At 46.0% G+C, this 16,382-nt stretch carries 15 protein-coding genes; 5 read left to right on the forward strand and 10 right to left on the reverse strand.

Features of this window, described 5'->3' with window-relative positions:
- Positions 1–118: 118 nt before the first annotated feature.
- Positions 119–319 (reverse strand): cold-shock protein, encoded by a 201-nt coding sequence (locus JJQ88_RS17270; protein ID WP_026694123.1) that lies wholly within the window; start codon positions 317–319, stop codon positions 119–121.
- Positions 320–752: 433 nt separating this feature from the next.
- Between JJQ88_RS17270 and JJQ88_RS17275 the strand changes: the two genes are divergently transcribed.
- The gene (locus tag JJQ88_RS17275) at positions 753–1,700 is read left to right on the forward strand and encodes a threonine ammonia-lyase (RefSeq protein WP_210367287.1); all 948 of its coding nucleotides are present in this window, start codon (positions 753–755) and stop codon (positions 1,698–1,700) included.
- Between the two features lie 247 nt (positions 1,701–1,947).
- Entirely contained in the window at positions 1,948–2,118 is a 171-nt protein-coding gene (locus JJQ88_RS17280) for a hypothetical protein (RefSeq protein WP_210367288.1), read from the forward strand.
- Between the two features lie 264 nt (positions 2,119–2,382).
- On the opposite strand, the gene JJQ88_RS17285 is transcribed toward JJQ88_RS17280, so the two are convergent.
- Complete coding sequence (locus JJQ88_RS17285; protein WP_246861254.1) at positions 2,383–4,389, reverse strand: DUF4179 domain-containing protein; 2,007 nt, start codon at positions 4,387–4,389, stop codon at positions 2,383–2,385.
- Between the two features lie 224 nt (positions 4,390–4,613).
- Here JJQ88_RS17285 and JJQ88_RS17290 point away from each other — a divergent pair, with 224 nt between their 5' ends.
- A complete protein-coding gene (locus JJQ88_RS17290; RefSeq protein ID WP_210367290.1) occupies positions 4,614–4,910 on the forward strand; it encodes a hypothetical protein in 297 nt (98 codons plus the stop codon).
- A 55-nt stretch (positions 4,911–4,965) separates the two neighbouring features.
- Positions 4,966–6,849 carry a M48 family metallopeptidase gene (locus JJQ88_RS17295; protein WP_210367291.1) on the forward strand — a complete coding sequence of 628 codons (1,884 nt, stop codon included), beginning with the start codon at positions 4,966–4,968 and terminating at the stop codon, positions 6,847–6,849.
- Positions 6,850–7,050: 201 nt separating this feature from the next.
- Here JJQ88_RS17295 and JJQ88_RS17300 read toward each other — a convergent pair whose 3' ends face one another.
- From JJQ88_RS17300 to JJQ88_RS17330, 7 genes are all read right to left on the reverse strand, one after another.
- Positions 7,051–8,448, reverse strand: coding sequence for a glutamate-5-semialdehyde dehydrogenase (locus JJQ88_RS17300; RefSeq protein ID WP_282597720.1), 1,398 nt, complete (start codon positions 8,446–8,448; stop codon positions 7,051–7,053).
- On the reverse strand, positions 8,339–9,463 hold the full coding sequence (proB, locus tag JJQ88_RS17305) for a glutamate 5-kinase (protein ID WP_210367293.1): 1,125 nt from the start codon (positions 9,461–9,463) through the stop codon (positions 8,339–8,341). Before proB ends, JJQ88_RS17300 begins: the two co-directional genes overlap by 110 nt.
- A 388-nt stretch (positions 9,464–9,851) precedes the next feature.
- Entirely contained in the window at positions 9,852–10,925 is a 1,074-nt protein-coding gene (locus JJQ88_RS17310; RefSeq protein WP_210367294.1) for an ABC transporter substrate-binding protein, read from the reverse strand.
- The gene (locus tag JJQ88_RS17315; protein WP_210367295.1) at positions 10,922–11,725 is read right to left on the reverse strand and encodes an ABC transporter permease; all 804 of its coding nucleotides are present in this window, start codon (positions 11,723–11,725) and stop codon (positions 10,922–10,924) included. Before JJQ88_RS17315 ends, JJQ88_RS17310 begins: the two co-directional genes overlap by 4 nt.
- A gap of 1 nt (position 11,726) precedes the next feature.
- Positions 11,727–12,530 (reverse strand): ABC transporter permease, encoded by an 804-nt coding sequence (locus tag JJQ88_RS17320; protein ID WP_210367296.1) that lies wholly within the window; start codon positions 12,528–12,530, stop codon positions 11,727–11,729.
- Entirely contained in the window at positions 12,523–13,629 is a 1,107-nt protein-coding gene (locus tag JJQ88_RS17325) for an ABC transporter ATP-binding protein (protein WP_210367297.1), read from the reverse strand. The genes JJQ88_RS17320 and JJQ88_RS17325 overlap by 8 nt, the downstream gene beginning before the upstream one ends.
- A gap of 260 nt (positions 13,630–13,889) precedes the next feature.
- Positions 13,890–14,402 carry a DoxX family protein gene (locus tag JJQ88_RS17330; protein WP_210367298.1) on the reverse strand — a complete coding sequence of 171 codons (513 nt, stop codon included), beginning with the start codon at positions 14,400–14,402 and terminating at the stop codon, positions 13,890–13,892.
- 518 nt (positions 14,403–14,920) lie between these two features.
- Between JJQ88_RS17330 and JJQ88_RS21595 the strand changes: the two genes are divergently transcribed.
- Complete coding sequence (locus JJQ88_RS21595) at positions 14,921–15,088, forward strand: aspartyl-phosphate phosphatase Spo0E family protein (protein WP_210367299.1); 168 nt, start codon at positions 14,921–14,923, stop codon at positions 15,086–15,088.
- A gap of 130 nt (positions 15,089–15,218) precedes the next feature.
- On the opposite strand, the gene JJQ88_RS17340 is transcribed toward JJQ88_RS21595, so the two are convergent.
- Positions 15,219–16,382, reverse strand: coding sequence for a Ger(x)C family spore germination protein (locus JJQ88_RS17340; protein ID WP_210367300.1), 1,164 nt, complete (start codon positions 16,380–16,382; stop codon positions 15,219–15,221).

A 16,382-nucleotide genomic window follows, 5' to 3' on the forward strand; every position in this document is an offset into this window, starting at 1 on the left:
AGCGTCTTGGCACTTACTCAGATTGGACTTTCACCAACTAGCAATTAACGGCTTGCCTGGGCACGCAAAATAAAAAAACAGACCCTTTTGGAGTCTGTTTCGGTATGCTATATCAAAATTAAGCTTTTTGAACGTTAGCAGCTTGAGGTCCACGTGCACCTTGCTCAACGTCGAAAGTAACTTTTTGACCTTCGTCTAATGATTTGAAGCCTTCAGATTGGATTGCAGAGAAATGAACGAATACATCTTCTCCACCTTCGCGCTCGATGAATCCGAAACCTTTTTCTGCGTTAAACCATTTAACTGTACCTTGTTCCATGTTTGTTGCCTCCTAGTGCTAAAGCACATTGTATTACTATCCTTGCCCAAAGTGATCATTAGAACGAAGAGTCGAACTTTACACCGAACAAAAATAATTCTACCTAAGAATAACAAGATTCAGGGAAAATTGCAAGGGACTTTAGTTGGATGAGAACGTTACGGTTCAACTGCGATGAAAGTCGATCGCAACAGCAGGTTGTCATAGGGACGGTTCTTGGCTTCTACACCACTCATAAAAACAAAATACGCCCCCATGTTTGCTCCTCCCCGAGGTTCTCCTTACCCAGACTAGCCTTTTTTTAACATACCCTCCTCCTGCTTCTAATTAAAAGGATATTCCAATTTGATATTGAATACAGAAAAGAAAGACATATATTTAAAGGCTCCATTGCACCATATGGCTGACTGTTGAAAACAAAGGAGGAATACATATGATCTCATTAAATGAAGTGAAAGAAGCCAGGGAACGTATTAGCGACATCATTCATGTAACGCCAATCCTAAAGTCTGATCAACTCTCCAGGGCGTGCGGGAACCAGGTTTTTTTAAAATCGGAGCATTTGCAAAAGACGGGCTCTTTTAAGATCCGCGGTGCCAGCAATAAAGTGCAACAAGCTATCGAGGATGGCGCAAGATATGTAACGGCAGCCTCCTCTGGCAATCACGGCCAGGCGGTGGCCTATGTGGCGAACAAATTTGGGGTGCCTGCGACCATCGTCGTTCCTGAAGATATTAGCCAGTGTAAAATGAACGCCATTCAATCCTACAATGGCAGGATCGAGATGTGCGGCACGACTTCTGCGGAGCGGTTGCCAAGGGCCAAGGAAATCGCTGAACATGAGAATGGTGTATACATCCCTCCATATGATGACCCTTTTATCATGGCTGGACAGGGAACGGTGGGATTGGAGATTCTGGACCAGGTCCAGGATGTCGAGGCTGTCATTGTTCCGATTGGCGGGGGAGGACTTATTTCGGGGACCTTAACAGCGATTAAAGAAACCAATCCAAAGATAAAAGTCATTGGTGTTGAGCCCGAGATTGCCAATGATACTTACCTGTCGCTAAAAAACAAAGAAATCACCGCCATACCAGGAACCTTGACAATCGCTGATGGCCTAAGGACCAATCAGCCCGGGGATTTGACTTTTCCTGTCCTGATGAAATATCTCGATGACCTTGTCCTCGTCAGCGAAGAGGAAATCCGCCTTGCCTTCAGCTTTATCCTCGAACGAATGAAACAACTGATCGAACCATCTAGCGCAACAACAGTGGCAGCTGCCATGCACAACAAATTGCCTTTCAAAGATAAAAAAGTAGTTACCGTCATCTCCGGCGGCAACGTCGATTTAGCAAAGATCCCTGATCTGATTAAATAAAGAAGCACAGGGACGGTTCTTGTGCTCCATAGAGAATTAGTCTTGTTGGTTTGGGCGAGGCATGGCCCGGCGCCCTCTTCCTCGCCGTACCCATCTCCTGGAAAGGCACCTTACAGCTACATACCGGCTGCCATGACAAAAAACAGGAAGTCCGTGCATCTGAGTATGTAGACAAGCGCGGTATATGCGGCACAAGTTAGGAAAAAGTTTCATTTTAAACGAAAGATTTTGGAAAGGAGACAGAATGATGGATTGGTTGATGATCAACTCAGTTTTAAGCTTCATACTCGTGCTTATTCTTATCCTTGCCTTCCGAAAAACGAAGCAGGAAGATCAAAAATTCCCGAAAAGGCAATTCCTGATTTCCCTGGTTGCTGGGATCGGAATTTTTGTGCTGATCCTTAGCAATCTGTTATAAGTTTAAGAGTATGATGCTAAGTTAGTTAAGTACCTGGAGTACAATGCTTCAATTTTTCTCTCGTTTCGGTTCTCGGAGGTTTGCGCGAAAAAGGCACGGTGCTCCCCGTGCCTTACCTTATTTGAGATTCACTCAGTTCCTGAAAGACCTCATTATTTATATAGATTGTCACGACGCAGTATTCAATCTTTATTTTTCTTCGATAAAAATCGAAAAGCCAGGTTTTTCTTAACATCAAAGAGCGGCCGTCTTCTTCTCCCTTCCTCATTCCAATTTAACCTCCACAACCTCATCAAGATATTTCATTGATTTATATTCATAAATATCAAGTCTTTTGGGAATCACCTCTTTGCCCCCTAACTTAATAGTTTGGACAGTAGTGAAATGGCGGGGCTGTTCTATTTTTCCAATGTTGATTGAATCTTCCATTGGATTGTATTTGACCCCGTTTCTATCAACAAACACTCCTTCCATATCCACTTCTGTAGGAACAGGTTCATCTTCATTTTCACCCACTATATTAAAGTGGAAGGTTTCATACTTTCGATTTTCAATTTCATGGTCGCTGAGGATGATGGTTGTCGGCAGGCCAACCTCCATTTTATCAATACTGATTGTGCTTCCTGCATATTCAAAAGTCTGGGGATATGGCTTGGTAACATCCAAATCGATGCTTTTATCGTTTTCGAATGTAAAATAGGCAGATGCGAACCGGAACTTGGCCTCTTTTGGTTTTTCTCCGTAAAGTGGTGCAAATTGTGTTTGGAACATATCCCAGCCCCTGCCATTCGAGAAGTCCGCAGAACCGCTGTCATACCAATCAGTCTTCACTTTTTTATCGTTGACTACAAGATCGTCAAACTGGACAAAATCTAACCTCTTTTCCGGCTTTTCAATAAAAATAGCGTATTGCAAAACCGTCGCTGTTGGGGCAACGGTTAATTTTTCCAAGCGAATCGGGATCCCTTCGATTTCTGTTTGTTCATCCAATGCATACTCAGTGGAAGGTTGCTTTGTTACGGGAATTTCGAATTTCCACTCACCTGTTTTATACTTGATGTTGCCAGGATCAAGTCCAAATGAATCGGATGCATCCTGCTTCAATTTTACAAGCTTGCTGATTTCCAGAGTGATTTTTCCGTTGTCTTTTTTAAGCGGCCGCAGACCAACTTTCCCGTAAAATACATTCTTATCTTTTTTGTTCATCGCTGCTTTAAGGTCAGGATGATAGAACTGTAGAAGCCCATCCTGGTCCATTATCCCGCTTTCATTTTCCACAACGAGCCCATCCTCAAAATTCATGAAAAATTGATTGCTTTCTTTTGTATCTTCTATTTCATAAAAAACAAGCGTCTGTATGTCGTCAGCGACTACTCCCTTGATCTTGATCTTCACCCCGTCACTTTCCGCTTCCAGGTTCACCCTTTCACCCAGGCCATTTTGCAAAAAGGCACGAAGTTGCTCGTCTTCTTCCGTCCATGAGTAGAAGGCGTAGCGAAAGGCACCGGTGAAGAAACCAATCCCGATGAAGAACGCCAGAACACCTGCTAAAACAAGTGCCGTTTGTTTCCGTTTTTTATCCTTCTGTTGCCTATGCTCCTCTTTTTCTCTCAGTCTCTTTCTGACGTTCTCCAAGAAATAAGGCGGCACATCCGAATCATTCATCCCCTCAGCAAGATTCAGCATCACACCCTGGAAGGCAGCCAAATCCTCCTGGCATTCTCGGCAATGGTAAATATGCATCTCGAACTCAATTTTTTCGGGTCTTGGCATGGAGTTCTCTAAGTAATCAAGGTAATTTAGATGATACTCCCTGCACCCATTGAAGTTTATATCAGACAATTGCCTTCTGACGGACTGAATCCCGCAGAATATAAGCTCCTTCATTTTATCCTCGGAAACTCGGAGTATATGCGCAGCTTCTTCCCTGGAAAACCCGTTAACATATGTGAGAAGCAGCGCTTCTTTTTCCTCATGATCCAGCAGTTCCAGCGCTTCGGATACATCCCGCTTTTCCTCTGAATGCTGAAAGCCTTTATTGCCAGAAAGCTCTCGACAATTATCAATGAAGATGGAAGTAACCCACGTTTCGTATGAGGCATCACTTTTATACCGTGGTGATTCCTTGTGCACCCTTATGATTGTCCGGTAAAAAAACTCCTCCATCTGCTCCTGATCACGGAGATAAAACCAACCAAGTCTATAGAATGATTGCTTATGCTGATCAAACCAATTGATTATCGATTCTATCCCTTTTTCCCTTATAGGCATCAATGTGTCTCTCCCATTGGTTTTCATGAGGAAGGTACTCGTGCTTAAGAAAAGTTTCTTGTAACGAAGCGCAAAAGCCAGGCGGCCATGAAAACCGTCCTGCCGCTTACCCTCTCCCTCTTTATTTTACCTTTAATTTCCTGTTATGCTAGACTTTTTGATGAGATAGATGAATTTAGGCGATGACCTGTTTTACTGGACTGGGTATTATAAGGTCATAGAGAATGGATTGGAAGAAGCCGGAAGAATTATTGAATCGAATTTTAAATCGGCTGGATTCAATGGATCAGCGTTTTGATGCCATGGAAAAGCGTTTCGACTCCATGGATCGACGTTTTGGTGCCAATGATGGAAGATTTGATTCTATAGAGAATCGCCTTGGCAATTTGGAGAAAGTCCAGCTCTTATTGCCATCAGAACAAAATGAAATGAGGAAGGAACTAGACCAGTCTGCAGCTATTTCTGTATGTAAACCTTTGAATGATTGCCTAGTATTTTTTTCAATAAAAAACAGCTATTAGCAAGATCTTCCTCCCTGTTATAATACAATCAACAACTTCTTAAAGGGGAATGAGAATGACAAATCAAGAGTTTGAAACCCTGGTGAACAAGCTTGAAAAACAGGCATCGGCCAATCCGAAGCTGTACAGATTCAAAGTCATCATGCTTACTGGGCTTGGTTTTGGTTACGTTGCCTTATTTTTGGCGTTATTTTTATTGTTGATGGCCATTTCGATCGCCATGATTGCGGATGGAAGTTTTACTTTTGGAAATGTGAAAGTGCTGCTCTTGACAGGTACCTTGTCTTTCTTCATAATTAGGGCCCTGATTATGAAAATGGACATGCCTGATGGATATTACCTGCAAAGGGAAGAAGCTCCAAAATTGTTCGGGATGATCGAATCTTTGCGCCAAAAATTGAACACCCCACCTATCGATGAAATTGTGCTGGACAGTGAATTTAATGCCTCGGTCGCGCAAATTTCCACATATGGAATGTTCGGTAAAAAACGGAACGTCCTGGTCATCGGGATCCCGCTCCTATCAGCACTTTCCCAGCAGCAATTCACTGCTGTCCTTGCCCATGAGCTTGCTCACATTTCCAACTCAGACACTGCCCTGGGCGCAAGAATATACCGCCTGCGGATGAGCTGGGGTCGTTTATTGCATTCCTTGGAGGAAAACGAACAATTCGGAACTTTCATCTTCAGGAAATTCTTCCAGTGGTTTTACCCAAGGTTTGACGCCTATACATTTGCAATGGCCAGGCAAGAGGAATACGACGCCGACCGTTCGGCAGCCGCAGTCACATCCCCTCAGGCAATGGGTGAAGCATTGGCTGTTACCTCTGTGGCCGCGCCCTATTACTACCGTGATTTTTACAGCGAGCTGTTTGAAGAATGTGCGGTGACGAACAGTGTTCCGCAGCCTTATTCGAATTTTTCCGAGAAGCTCCAGTCACTTAATGAAAAAAAGGCAAGCGAATATTTCAAGGATCAGCTTGAAGAGGAAAGTTATATGACAGATACCCATCCTTGTCTAAAGGACCGACTTTCTGCTCTAGGCGTAAAAGCCGAATTGCCGGAAAGACAGCAAGAGTCCGCGCTTGAATCCTTCTTCGCATACCCAGGCCGGGTGATAAGTGCCTTTAATGATATGTGGGTGGACTACAATCAGGATACATGGAAAGAAGAGATTGAAAACTTCAATGAATCAAAGAAGAGATTCAGAGAGTTATCCGGCAAACAAGTGACCAGCCTTGAAGAGCTGCTGGAGAAAGCATTTTTGACAGTTGAATTCGATAGCTTGGAAGCAGCGATTCCGATATATGAGGAAATTGCCGAAAAGTATCATCACGATCAACGGACTGCAGGGGCATTATTGACCTTGGGCGATCATCATCTGGAATACAGGGACAATGCGGACAAAGGAATAGAACTAATCAATCTTGCGATGTCATATGATTGGGAATTGCGTTTGCCAGGACTTGATCTCTTATGTGGATACTATTATGAGACTGAGCAAAACGATTTATTTGAAAAAACCAGAGAGGAACTGGAAAGGTGGGAAGCAATCGTTGAAGCTTCAAATGAAGAGTGCGATTTTATCCAACCAACAGACAACTTTACAACTCATGACAAAGAAAGAGAAGAAATACTGGCCGGGATTGATCAGCTTAGGCAGTTCAGCGAAATTACAAAAGCTTACCTTGTACGAAAGCAGCATGCGTCGATTCCTGAGCGAAAACAGTATGTACTTGGGCTCGACCTCGAACTTCCGAAAGGCACAGACCTGGAGGAAGCTGAAGCGGCTCTATACGAAAAATACATTAATGGCCTGGGAGAGTTCGAGGATACTAGCGTCATCATCCTCAACGACAAGAAAGACTTGCGAAAAAGCATCCTAAAAATCGAAAACTCCCAGATTCACTCCATAACCGATAAAGAACAAGCCTCTTGACAAAAAAGGCTTTCCCTGTCGCTTTTAAGGGAAAGCCTTCTTTTTGTTTTTTGGGAAAAGCGGGTTGTGCAAGTTCATACTGGAATTTATTCGACCTAATAAGTGTAATTCGACCTCAAAAGTGAAGCACAAGAACCGTCCCTGTGCTCCACCCACTATATGATTATCGTGTGGAACATCCTTTTTTAATTTTCCTATGGGTTACCTTACCAACCCATCCCCGGTCATAACATACTTTTTCGTGGTCAGAGCCTCAAGCCCCATTGGCCCTCGCGTATGCAGCTTCTGGGTGGAAATCCCGATCTCTGCGCCAAATCCCAGGGCTCCTCCATCTGTGAACCGGGTGGAGGCGTTGTGGTAAAGGGCGGCGGCGTCGACAAGCTGGAGGAATTTTTCTGCGTTGCCGTTATTTTCGGTGATGATGGCCTCTGAGTGTTTTGTGCCGTACTGGTCAATGTGCTCGATTGCTTCATCTAGACCGCCGACAACCCTGACGGCGATGTCGAGGCTGAGGTATTCGTCTGCCCAATCGCTCTCGGTTGCTGGCACTACGTTTGGCAGTGCAGCGGCGGCTGCTTCATCTCCATGGATGGTGATGCCGCTGTCCCATAATGCGGCGGCGAGCTGGTCTTTGTTCTTATCGAGCCATTCTTGATGAATGATGAGTGTTTCGGCTGCGTTGCATACGGCCGGGCGGTCAGTCTTGGCGTTGATCATGATGTTCAGCGCTTTTTCGGTGTCGGCTTCTTCGTCGATGTACAGGTGGCAGTTCCCTACTCCGGTTTCGAGGACGGGGACGGTCGCGTTTTCGACCACTGCCTTGATCAAGGCTCCGCCGCCGCGCGGGATCAGGACGTCGATATGGTCCTTCATCGTGAACAGCTGTTGTGTTGCTTCCCGGTCTGCTGTGGCGATGAACTGGATTGCGTCTTTTGGCACCTTTGTGTTTTCAAGTGCTTCGTGCATGATGGCGACGATGGCTTTGTTTGAAGACAGCGCAGATGATCCGCCTTTTAAAATGATTGCATTTCCTGATTTGAGCGCCAGGCCAGCTGCATCGACGGTTACATTCGGGCGGGCTTCGTAAATCATGCCAATCACACCCAGTGGAACGCGGATTTCTTTTACATTAAGCCCATTTTCCAGTGTCCAGTCTGAAAGGACATCCCCGACTGGGTCCGCATGCTCTGCCACTTGGCGCAGCCCTTCCGCGAAGCCGGCGATCCGCTCGGGAGTGAGTGCCAGCCGATCGATGAAGGCACTTTCGAAGTCTTTATCCTTTCCGTTCTTTAAATCCTTTTCGTTTTCAGTCAAAATCGCTTCACAATTCTTTTCAAGAGCGTCAGCCAGGATCAGCAGCGCCTCATTTTTATCCTCGGCCGACAGGATGCTTAGTTGTTTAGCTGCCTTCTTTGCCAGGATTGCTTGTTCTTCCACTGTCTTTGTCTGAGTCATTGTCAATGTCATCAAAACGCCTCCTGAAATTTTTTTAGACTGATACCGGCAATGCGAAATCACGCGAACAGACGAAGGTGTCCTGTTCGATTGCTTCCTTTTGTCCACATTCTTCTCCAATGAGGATTTCTGCCAGTTTTTCATGCGAAAAATTGATCCGTCCGAGCCCGATTTCTTCTCCATTTTCATCCTTCACCCTGACAACGGCTCCTTCGCGAAATTCACCTTTTACATAAAGGATGTCCGCCGGGACGATGGTTTTCCGATCCTCGATGATGGCCGTTCCTGATTCCGCGCGGATGATCACCTCGCCCTCCGGTCCAGAATGGAAAGCGATCCATTGCTGGTTGTTGTCGAGGTTAAAGCCTTCCGGGTCCTGGTTGAAATACGTTCCCTTTGCCGTACCGCTCACTGCGTCCATCAGGATATCCTTGCTATCGGCCTTCCCTAAAAACGAGTCGATGCCTGATGCCATCGCAATTTTCACCGCGGAGATTTTCGATTTCATCCCCCCTGTACCGACCGAGCTTCCGGAGCCGCCTGCCGCTGCTTCGATTTCGGGAGTGATTGCATGGACCTTCTCCAGCAGCTGCGCATCAGCGTTAGTGTTCGGATTCGCATCATACAAGCCATCGATGTCGGATAGGATGATCAGCTGGTCCGCCTCGATCAGCGCCGCGACCTTGGCCGATAATGTATCATTGTCGCCGAAGCGAAGCCGGTCGACCGTTACCGTGTCATTTTCATTGATGATCGGGATGATCCCTCTCTCCAGCAAGACGTTCAATGTATTTTTCATATTGTTGTAGCGATTTTCATTCGCGAAATCGCTTCTTGTGATCAGTATCTGCGAAGCCACATACCCATGAGATAAAAACAGTTCTGAGTAAGATTCCATTAACAGGCCCTGGCCGATGGAAGCGGCTGCCTGCTTTTCCGGCAATGAAGTCGGCCGCTGTATGCATCCAAGCTTGCGGTATCCTGCCGCGACAGCGCCTGATGAAACGACTGCCGTTTCATAGCCCGCATCCCTCAAGGCGACAATCTGGTCCGCAAGGTTTTCCAGCTTGCGGCGGCTGATTTCCCCGTGCATGCTTGTCAGCGAACTGCTGCCAATCTTAATAACAACTCTTTTTATCTTCTTGTCCTGGTTTAACATCCAATACCTCCTTGTAAATTTGACTGCAACAAAAGGAACAAGCACCTCATTAAGTGTTCGTTTACCGTTCTTATTTTGCCAACGTTACTAATGGTAACATCCTGATGGACAGTTTCAAGGGATATGGGGACATTCGTGAGGATACGGCCAAGATAGTGAATGGAAGCGGTAACATTTTAAAGAAAAGGAACATAAGGGTGGGCTAATCACAATTCAGGCCGTCTAAGGGCGTAATTTGGAAGTATATCAAAAGTCGTTGGATGATCAAGGAGGCGAAGGGCCATTTGGAGAAAGCAGATAGCAGAGGAGTCGAGTGCAAAATGATCAAAGAGACACAGTGATGCTCCTGTGTTTGAAAAAGCCCTGACATCACGTCAGGGCTTCTCCGTCATTTCCTATGCATCTTGAATTCCAGGAACAGTTCGTTGTAATAAGCCAAATTCTTCTGGCCCAGGTTCTCGTATACCTCGAGCTTCTCTGTCAATTCTTGGGATGGGTAAAACCGTTCATCCGAGGTCATTTCCTCCGGCATCAGCGGAAGGGCGGCTTTGTTCGGCGTGGAATAGCTCACCCATTCGGTGTTCTGTGCCGCTACCTCTGCATCGAGCAGGAAATTGATGAACTTATGGGCTGCTTCGACATTTTTGGCCGTTTTCGGGATGACAATGTTGTCAAACCAGAGATTGGATCCCTCGCTTGGGACGACATAGTCGAGATCTTCATTTTCGGACATGATATCGGCAGCATCCCCTGACCAGACGAGCCCGATGGATGCTTCTTCGTTTGCGAGGAGGATCTTGATTTCATCGCCTACGATCGCCTTGATGTTCGGTGTCAGGGAATCAAGCTTGTTTTTTGCTTCGCGCAGGTGATCTTTATTTTTATCATTGAGCGAATAGCCAAGGCTGTTCAGTCCCATTCCCATGACTTCGCGGGCACCATCGACGAGCAGGATTTCGTTTTCAAGCTCCGGATCCCACAAGTCGTTCCAGCTCGTCAGCTCCCTGCCGCCGAGCATTTTAGGATTATAGACAATCCCTACTGTACCCCAGAAATAAGGGATTGAGTATTTGTTATCCGGGTCGAACGGAAGATCCATGAAGCGCTCATCGATGTTCTTCAGGTTCGGGAGCTTCGAATGATCGATCGGGATCAGCAAATCCTCTTCCCGCATTTTTTCAATCATATATTCGGAAGGGACGGCGATATCATATGATGTTCCGCCCTGCTTCACCTTTGTCATCATCGCTTCATTCGAATCAAACGTTTCATAGACGACGCTGATCCCGGTTTCTTTCTCGAACCGTTTGATCAGGTCGGGGTCAATATAATCTCCCCAGTTATAGACGGTCAATGTATTTTTTCCCGAATAGCCCTGGGTGTCGTTCAGCTTTGAAATCATCGCCAGCAGCACCGCCGAGGCAATGATGATCGAGGCAAAAACGCGCATTAGCTGCTTCATTTCCTAACCCCCAATCCGTTTGTCCGTGTCCGCTGGCTGATGAAATAGTACACGACCACGAGAATGATGGTGAACAGGAACAGCAGCGTCGAGAGGGCATTGATATTCAATGATACGCCGCGGCGGGCGAGCGAATAAATTTCGACGGACAGTGTGCTGAAGCCGTTGCCTGTCACGAAAAATGTCACGGCGAAATCATCGAGCGAGTAGGTCAGGGCCATGAAAAACCCTGCCATGATGCCAGGCGATAAATAAGGCAGCATCACCTTTGTCAGCACATCCCAGCCGCTTGCCCCCAGGTCCTTCGCCGCATCAACGAGCGATGAGCTCATTTCCGACAGCTTCGGCAGCACCATCAGGACGACAATCGGCACGCTGAAGGCGATGTGTGAGAGCAAAACTGAATAAAATCCGAGCTTATAGCCGGAAATAGTGAATAGGATCAGGAACGAAGCCCCGATGATGACGTCCGGGCTGACGATCAGGACATTATTCAGCGACAGCATCGTATTCTTGGTCGACCTTCTTTTAAAAGAATGGATCCCAAGAGCGCCAATGACCCCGATGACCGTCGCGATCAGCGCGGACAGCAGTGCCACGACCATTGTATTCAATACGATGATGAGCAGCCGCACATCGTTGAACAATTCCTTATACCAATCAAGCGTGAAGTTTTCAAAATGATGCATTGTTCCGCCGCTGTTGAACGAGTAGAAAATCAGGAAAAAGATTGGTGCATAAAGGATCAGGAACACAATGAACAAGAACAGATTCGCAATGGGAGACTTTTTCCGCTCCACCTTACACACCCCTCTTTCGGTTGCCTGTAGCTGCCATGATCCCAAACATGATCAGGATCAGGAAGACGGCGATCGTCGAACCCATTCCCCAGTCCTGTGTGACAAGGAAATGCTGTTCGATCGCGGTTCCGAGCGTGATCACGCGGTTTCCGGCAATCAGCCTTGTCAGCATGAACAATGACAGCGCCGGAATGAACGTGACCTGGATGCCTGATTTCACGCCTTCAATTGTCAGCGGGAAAATGACCCGGCTGAAGGTCGTCCATTTCGATGCCCCCAGGTCGTTTGCGGCGTCAACCAGGCTTGGATTCAGTTCATTCAATGAATTGAAAATCGGCAAAATCATGAATGGGATGAAAATATAGACGGACACGAACACAAAGCTGAAATCCGTGAACAGGATTTGCCTCGTGCCGATTCCGATCGCTTCAAGAAATTGGTTGCTGATGCCATACGTCCCGAAAATGCCAAGGAAGGCGTATGCTTTTAACAGCAGATTGATCCACGAAGGAACGATGATCAAGAGCAGCCAGAGCTGCTTATGCTTTGTCTTTGTTAAAAGATAAGCCGTTGGATACGCGACCAGCAGGGAAAACAGCGTGATCAGGAACGCGTACCAAAATGAACTGAAGGTCATCTTCAAATAAACAGGCGTAAAGAACTTTTGGTAATTCGCCAGCGAAAATTGGCCGTTGACATCCAGGAATGAGTAATACAGGACGAGCAGGATCGGCGCAATGACGAAGAACACCATCCAGAGCGTATAAGGGAGCATGTACCACTGGCGCGCGACCCTGCTATTCATTTGCGTCGCCGTCCTTATACGCTTCTAATCGGCGGTCGAATTCTTCCTCTGTTTCATTCAGGCGCATGACATGGATCGCTTCAGGTTCGAAATAGAGTCCGATTTGGTCGCCGACAGCAGCTTTTTTGGTCGAATGGACGAGCCATTCATTCCCTGCCTGGTCGTAACAGCTCAACTCGTAATGCACTCCGCGGAATAATTGCGAATCCACGGTTACCTGCAGCTTTCCTTTTTCAAAAGAGGTGATCTCCAAATCCTCTGGGCGGATGACGATTTCAACCGGCTCGTTCGGGTTCAGGCCCTGGTCGACACATTCGAATCGCTTGCCCGCAAACTCGACGAGGTAATCCTCAATCATCGTTCCATTGACGATATTGGACTCACCAATAAAATCAGCCACGAAGCGGTTGATTGGTTCATCATAAATATCCGTTGGGCTGCCGCTTTGCATGATCTTCCCTTTATTGATGACGAAGATTTCATCCGACATCGCCAGGGCTTCTTCCTGGTCATGGGTGACGAAGATGAAAGTGATTCCAAGCCTCCGCTGCAGCTCGCGCAATTCATACTGCATTTCCGTCCGCAGCTTCAAATCGAGCGCAGACAACGGCTCATCGAGGAGGATGACCTCCGGCTCGTTGACAATCGCCCGCGCGATCGCGACGCGCTGGCGCTGCCCGCCCGACATTTCCCTGATTTCCCTATTCTCGTAGCCTGTCAGGTTGACGAACTGGAGCGCTTCTTTTACCTTGGCATCAATGTCAGCCTTCTTCATTTTCTTGATCCGCAGCCCAAAGGCGACATTCTCGAATACATTTAAATGAGGGAACAGCGCGTAATCCTGGAAAACCGTGTTCACCTGCCGCTTATTGGCTGGAAGGTTATTAATCCTTTTTCCGTGGAAATAAATGTCGCCTAAAGTGGCTTCCGTGAACCCGGCAATCAGCCGCAGGATGGTTGTCTTTCCGCATCCGGACGGGCCAAGCAGGGTATAGAACTTGCCGCGCTCAATCTCGAAACTGACATTGTCCAGCACGGGGGAATCATCATCATATTGTTTTGTCACATTCTTAAATTGAATAATTACAGAACTGTCCATCTCAATCTCCTTCCAGTGGAAGTATAGAATTTTATAAAAAAACGAATAAATGTACCTAAGAATCTATTTTCATTCGGGATAATTATACATGAGGGACGCCAAAATTCAATAGGTTAAGTATGTAAAAAAAATGTAGCAGAGGTAGCAGAGGGACGGTTCTGATGCTTCACTCCCGCCAGCGGGAGTGAAGCACGAGAACCGTCCCCGCGCTTCACAAAAAGAAATGGCTGCCGGGTTCGGCAGCCATTTTTCTTTTTGGGTTATGCGACTTTATGTTCAGATTCTGGTGTTTGCTTGAAGACATTTTTCCGGATGAATGGCACTACCCAGCGATCTAGGCCGTATTTGCCTGCGTTGTAGCCGGCGAACAGGATGATGAATCCGAAGAAGATGTCAGTTGGGTTGTGGGATACAGTACCTGCCAGGAAGAAAGAGAAGTTCATCACTAAGCCAAAGAACATAGCGGCAGTTGTCAGGCATCCAAGGATCAGTCCAAGGCCGACCAGGAATTCGCCAAGTGGAACGACGAAGTTGAAAAGATCAATGTTCGGCAGGGCGAAGTTCTCAAGGAAAGATACATACCATCCGTAAACCATATTTCCATCAGGACCTTTGACAGGATTCGCAATTGCATTTTTCAAATAACCGCTGGCGTCAAATCCGCCACTCAATTTTCCCCATCCAGCAGTCATCCAGTTATAACCAAGCCATACGCGGATTACAGTCAATAAAGCAGCAGCAACATTGTTTTCCCTTAACCACTTTGCAAACATCTTACTCATCTCCAATAAGTTATTTAATATTATTACACTTATAAAATAACAAATTTTAACTCCATATGGTGGATTTTTACGTTTAATTCACAGAGTCTTAAAAATGTTTTGAACGAATTGTGACATAAGTCACAGAAAAAAGATATAGCAAGGTTGGACAAAGCTTTAGGAAACAAATATCATTCTATTTTTTTGTCGTTTGGTTTCGCGACTTGAAGTTTGACTGATTCCTGCTTAGCCGCATCCTTTTTAAGCGCCTCTATCGCCTTGCTGTAAAGCCAACTCATGATCCGCCCCCCTTTCAATCCGGCTTTCCTTATCCTCTTTCCCCTCCGCAAACCAACAAAACTTGAAGGGGATGATTTTTTCAGGCTGGGGGCTGGTGCTCTTCAAGCAAGCTGCTCCTATAATCATAGAAATTTGTCCAATTTGGTAAAGTTTTGTCGAATGGGTTTATATTACCCACTTTTAGGAGATAATGGATAAAATAAATTCCTAGGTAGGAGCGAAGTTAAAAAATGAATCCTTCCACCAAACCAAGTTACCTTTCTCAAAAGATCCAAGCTTTAAGGGAAAAGATGCTATACATCGGGAATACTAAAGGACTGAATCACCCGGAAACATTGGAGTATAGCAGGAAGCTGGACAAGCTGATTATCAAATACCAGCGAAATAAACAACATTGAATGTTTTATTTTTCGATTGGTATCTTCTTTTAAAATCTGCATGAAAGCCATGTGTTCCTAAACACATGGCTTTTTTTGTCGAAGGGCCGAAAGCGGATATATTTCATGAAGCTTGCCCTTCCTTCATTCATCAGTCTATTTCCTTGACTTTCAGCAAGCGGTTACGGAGTGCCCCGCCATGTTTTATCTTCACATCCACTGTAATTTTATCCAGCAATTCATGTTCCTCGTCATCTTCTGCTTTTCCGTATAGTTTATTCCACGCTTTCCAATTGCTCCGGTAAAGGGCGTGCTGCAGATTAAGGAAGTCCACATTTTCCTTTAATCCAAATTCATACAATTCCCGTATTTCCTTTTCAATATTGGCACTGGTCAGTTCCTCCATCTGCTTTAGGCGGGTAGCAGAGTTATTTTCACGGTTGACTACATATCCTTTTGCTTTCACCTGGACATTGATCATGGGAGAGTCCCCGGCCCTGAGTTTGGTTTTTGGCGCTTCAAAAACAGCCAAAAAATCAGGATTCTGAAAATTCGGGACCAACATTGAAAGTCTCTCCATATCGGGGATGGCCCATCTGAACCCTTTTATTTCATTAAGGCCGTAAAACCCTTTGTATTCGTCATTCTCCATAAAAAAGGCCCCATCATACTCCAGCTTCGGTTCATCTTTCTTATTCTGCTCCCATTGGGTGTCATTGATCGCTAAAGAAGGGAGATAGGAAGTATAGACAGGTTCAAATATATGACTGGCAAACTTGAATACTTGAATCGGTTTTAGAACAGAATTCTGCTGGAAGGTTCCCTCGGGTTTATGAAGGATCGTATTCAGGGAAGTTTGGTCATAAAAGCCCAGAGTGGATAAAAGGTCGGGAATGGATTCTTTAGTGCCAAATATCCATGGTGTCAGCCTGAATTCATAGTATCGGGTGAGCCCGTCAAAAATATCGGGGAAACCTTCCTTGATCGCGGATTCACTTAAGACAATCGAAGTTACATACGCCCAAAGGATCCTTTCCTGCGCTGTATTATACACTTCAAAGAATGCATCAGTGAATGTCGTTCCGTCAGCCTTGGACACCCAGACCTTCGGGGGGCGGCTGTCCGCGGTTTCGGTCTTTGCCACCTTTTTCAGGTCGATGAACTGGACATAACAATGATATTTCCCATCCTTGAAATCCACTCCTACTGCCGTGGCATAATTGATATCCTGTGTTTCTTTCACCTCTCCGCACCCAGCCAGGAACAACACCAGCAAACCAGCCATCCACACTAGCACCTTCTTTGGGTTGTTCAA

It is taken from the genome of Bacillus sp. REN3 (assembly GCF_017912555.1).
Taxonomy (GTDB): domain Bacteria; phylum Bacillota; class Bacilli; order Bacillales; family Cytobacillaceae; genus Mesobacillus.